This window comes from Cupriavidus basilensis, assembly GCF_029335485.1.
Taxonomy (GTDB): domain Bacteria; phylum Pseudomonadota; class Gammaproteobacteria; order Burkholderiales; family Burkholderiaceae; genus Cupriavidus; species Cupriavidus basilensis_E.
This window is the reverse complement of sequence record NZ_JARJLM010000105.1, coordinates 1-3,869: the sequence shown is the minus strand read 5'-3', so window position 1 is coordinate 3,869 and position 3,869 is coordinate 1. Positions and strand designations below refer to the sequence as shown.

Annotated in this window: 3 protein-coding genes; 2 read left to right on the top strand and 1 reads right to left on the bottom strand. The window is 56.0% G+C overall.

Annotated elements, in window-relative coordinates:
* Positions 1 to 251: 251 nt before the first annotated feature.
* Positions 252 to 1,697 (bottom strand): IS1182 family transposase, encoded by a 1,446-nt coding sequence (locus P3W85_RS06115; protein WP_276264117.1) that lies wholly within the window; start codon positions 1,695 to 1,697, stop codon positions 252 to 254.
* 130 nt (positions 1,698 to 1,827) lie between these two features.
* On the opposite strand from P3W85_RS06115, the gene P3W85_RS06110 reads away from it, so the two are divergent.
* Together P3W85_RS06110 and P3W85_RS06105 are read left to right on the top strand one after the other, a co-directional pair.
* Positions 1,828 to 2,649: a nucleotidyltransferase domain-containing protein gene (locus P3W85_RS06110; RefSeq protein WP_276264118.1), complete on the top strand. Its 822-nt coding sequence runs from the start codon at positions 1,828 to 1,830 to the stop codon at positions 2,647 to 2,649.
* Positions 2,650 to 2,862: 213 nt separating this feature from the next.
* Positions 2,863 to 3,288 carry a DUF4279 domain-containing protein gene (locus P3W85_RS06105; protein ID WP_017227158.1) on the top strand — a complete coding sequence of 142 codons (426 nt, stop codon included), beginning with the start codon at positions 2,863 to 2,865 and terminating at the stop codon, positions 3,286 to 3,288.
* The last annotated feature ends 581 nt before the right edge of the window (positions 3,289 to 3,869 follow it).

The window sequence follows — 3,869 nt, the reverse complement described above, 5'->3', positions numbered from 1 at the left end:
TATTTTCTGAAACGACCCCGTGAGGCGGGGCGTGAGAGCGTCCGCTTTCCCTGTTAGCCGAGGTCCGCTTTGGGTCGAGGCCGTGTGGAAACGTCTCTCGGTTTGCACCGATGCGCATTCCTTCCAGAGAGAGGCCTGTCTAATCGGATTCTTGATCAATTCGTTCGGAACGACGATTGAAACGAGGGCGAACAGCGCTAATGGGCCACCGAGGGCTATCTTCAACTCGTTTTGTGGGCGCTAATGGGTGCTTATGCACCCGCCAGGCGCATGGCCTTCATTGTTTTCGAGAACCCGAGAATTCGAAGGACGCGCTTGAGGTTGTACGCCAGAACATGCAGGCTCATTTCAGTGCCTACATTCGGTAGCGTGCGCGTCAGGAAGTGCGTGTAGCCCATCCAATGTTTGAAGGTTCCGAAGACATGCTCGACGGTTCGCCTGCGAACCGTCATTGCATCGGGAGTCTTGTCGAGCCGGCGCTGGACGGATTCTAGTACTTCCTCATGCTCCCATCGGGTGATCCGTCGTTCGGGGCTTGGCGTGCACTGGGCCTTTATCGCGCATTGCGAACATGCACTGCTCCAGTAACGGCGCAATTGCAGGCCGTGCTCCTCTCGGGTGTAACGGTATATTGCGCGCTCGCCGGCGGGACATTGGTATTCGTCATCCCGGGCAATGTAAATGAAGTCTGCCCTATCAAATCGCCCATGAGCCTTTGCCCCCGATGTCGTGGGCTTAGGCAGGAGCACTGCAATACCGGCGTCAGCGCATTCTTTGATCTGAGGCGCACTGTAGTAGCCACGATCAGCCACCGCCCGAAGTCTAGTTTTACCCATAGCGTCGCGAGCTGCTTGAGCCATGGAGCTGAGCTGCGCCCGGTCGCTGCCGGCATTTGTGACCTCGTGAGCGACAATCAGATGGTGCTTGGCATCAACGGCCATCTGCACGTTGTAGCCCACCATTCCAGAGCCCTTGCCACTTGTCGCCATCGAGCGCGCATCAGGATCGGTCATCGAGATCTGACCATCTGGCAGGGTCTTGAGCTCTGCCTTTATCCGGTCAAGACTATGCATCTGCTGACGCAGTTGCGCGATCTTCTCGCGCAGTCGAGTTGTCTTGAGTTCCAGCTCTGCTGGCTGCGTACGATCCGCAGTCTCCAGCGCGCTCAGATACCGATGGATGCTCTCCTCGATTTGCTGCTGGCGCTTGTCGACTTTACCAGCAGTGAAATTGCGGTCCCGAGTATTGACTGCCTTGAACTTGCTGCCGTCGATGGCGACCAGGGCCTGTGAGAACAACTTAAGATCTCGGCACAGAACAACGAAACGACGGCAGACATTGCGAATGCCCGTGCTGTTATCCCGGCGGAAGTCTGCAATCGTCTTGAAGTCCGGCGCCAGTCGACCGGTAAGCCACATCAACTCTATATTGCGTTGGCATTCGCGCTCCAGACGGCGGCTGGACTGGACCCGGTTGAGGTAGCCATAGATGTATATCTTCAACAGGACGGCAGGATGATATGAAGGGCGACCTGTAGTCGAGGGATTGGCACCTTCGAACCCGAGCGACTCGAGATTCAGTTCTTCAACAAACGCGTCGATGATCCTGGTGGGGTTGTCCTCGGCGATGAAATCATCGAGGCATTCTGGAAGCAGTGAAGCTTGCTTGCGGTCTTCTCCCTCTATGAATCGCTTCATCTGGTCCCCCAATCTGAATGCGTTGATCCAGTCTAGGTGATCGAGACGTTTTCACACACCCTCGGTCGTGAAGAGCCGACCAGCCCGCCACCGGCGGAGGTCGCTTGCCGGCCAGGAACAGACGTTGAGTGTGGTAAAACTGCTGTACTGGCGATATTTTTACAGAGGTTTTATGGATACCCGTGGCGGTATAGATTCCGATGGATTTATCGCGACCCTATCTGACGAGCTTGTCCAACCCGAATTTCAGGTCTTGCTTCACGACGTTTGTGCAGTGCTTGTGGCACACGTTGAGCCTCTATTGGACGGCATTTATCTGTACGGAAGTGTCGCTAGAGGTAGCGCTAAGCTAGGCTTTTCAGACTTGGATGTTACCCTTGTGCTTCGTTGTAAACCATCTTCGCTGGACAGGCAGAAGATCGAGTCGCTAAGGTGCATTCTGCAGGATCGCCACACAGAAGTGACGAAAATCGATTTCGATATTGGCAGCCGGGCGGAAGCTCTGGCACCTGATAACCTGTTTAGCTGGGGATACTGGCTGAAGCACCACTGCCGCTGCCTCTGGGGCAACGATCTTGGTGAACACTTCGAACCATTTAGGCCGTCACGCGCTATCGCTCTTGCGTTGAATGGCGATTTTCATCGTGTCCTGACCAAATATGCTCGCCGTATCAAACAGGAGAACGCTCCTGCGGAAACACAGCGCCTACAACGGGAAGCGTCTCGAAAGCTCATCCGTTCAACCAATATTCTTCGAGTCGATCAGGATCAAGCATGGCCTCAAACATTGGAGGACCATGTTGAACTGTTTATCCAGCATCACCCCCTGATGGAACCGCAAATCAATTTCTTTCTGGTTCACGCGCGAAATCCTACCGCGCCAGTTGACGAGTTCGTTACACAGCTCCAGGGATTCATTAGGTGGATGGATGTACACGCGCCCCCAAGCTGAACGTCCGTTACGGGTATCAGCCGACCGGCTCACGACTGGCGGAGGTCGCTTGCCGGCCATGAGCGGACAGTTACAGTTTTCTCGAATCCAAGCGTTCCGCGTCGCTGGAAACTCGTTCGGTGTCGCACAGAACAGTCCCTCGATCCGAGTAGCATTGCCCCTGAGAGGGGGTAGTCTAGACTAGGTTTCACCAGTGCTGATTAGGGATCGCAAATGCCTCGCTACGATTTCGCCGTTTCGCTCAGACTTATCCACCCCACCATAGATCCTGAGGAAATCACGCAGGCCTTGTCGCTTACGCCTGACCGGATGTATAAGGCCGGTACGCCGCGCCAAACGCCGAAAGGTACGCCATTGGAGGGCGTGTACCGTGAAACGTACTGGTACACGCAGCTAGTTCCTGAGGGCGAGCGATCATCAACTGTCGAGTTGCTCGAAGAGTTTCTCTCCGGTCTTTCTGAGCGATTTCAGCCCTATTCAGATTTCTTCGCTCGCGTTCGAGCTGAGGGAGGGCGCGTTGAGCTATTTATTGGGACGTTCGGGGATAGAAACTACGGCTTTGAATTCTCGCCCCAGTTGCTCGGGGTGCTTGGTACGCTAGGCATCTCGCTCAGCTTTGATGTTTACCCCGGTGCTTAACCAAGCAATTCCTAACCTCGTGATATACCGCTTGTCCGGCGCGCTGAGCGTGCCGGTATCCCCTGGTTTGCGGCCCCCGGCCGTAGGTTTACCTCAAACGTTGAACGGCCGCTTTCGGCGACGCGGAGTGTCCGAGAAGGTCGATAGCGGCCGTCCGCCTCCTCAAAAGCGCCTGGGCACGGGTACTTCCTGCGTCGCGCCAAGGGCAAATGCCAAGCACCGACATCGCCTTCATTTTTCCAACCCAATAGTCCAGCACGCCCCAGAAATACCCGCATCACCAAACTGGCGGGGTATACTACCCAAGTCGCTGCAACCACAGCGGCCGGGTTTGGAAGCCCGAACAAAGGGCGGACCACCGCCAGCCGGCGGTATTTTTACGTCCGTCAAGCCTACGCACGTCCTCAGAGGGCGGGCCTTGGCGGGGAGGGCTTCGGCCCTGCCGGTTCCTTTGTCCGGTCTTCCAACCTTGTCATGCGCCCGCCCACCCCATTTGGAAGTGGGGTGCGGGATTCAATCCGCATACAAAGGAGGTCGTACGATGCGCCAATCTGCGCTTGCTAGTAACGGACCGCCGGCAT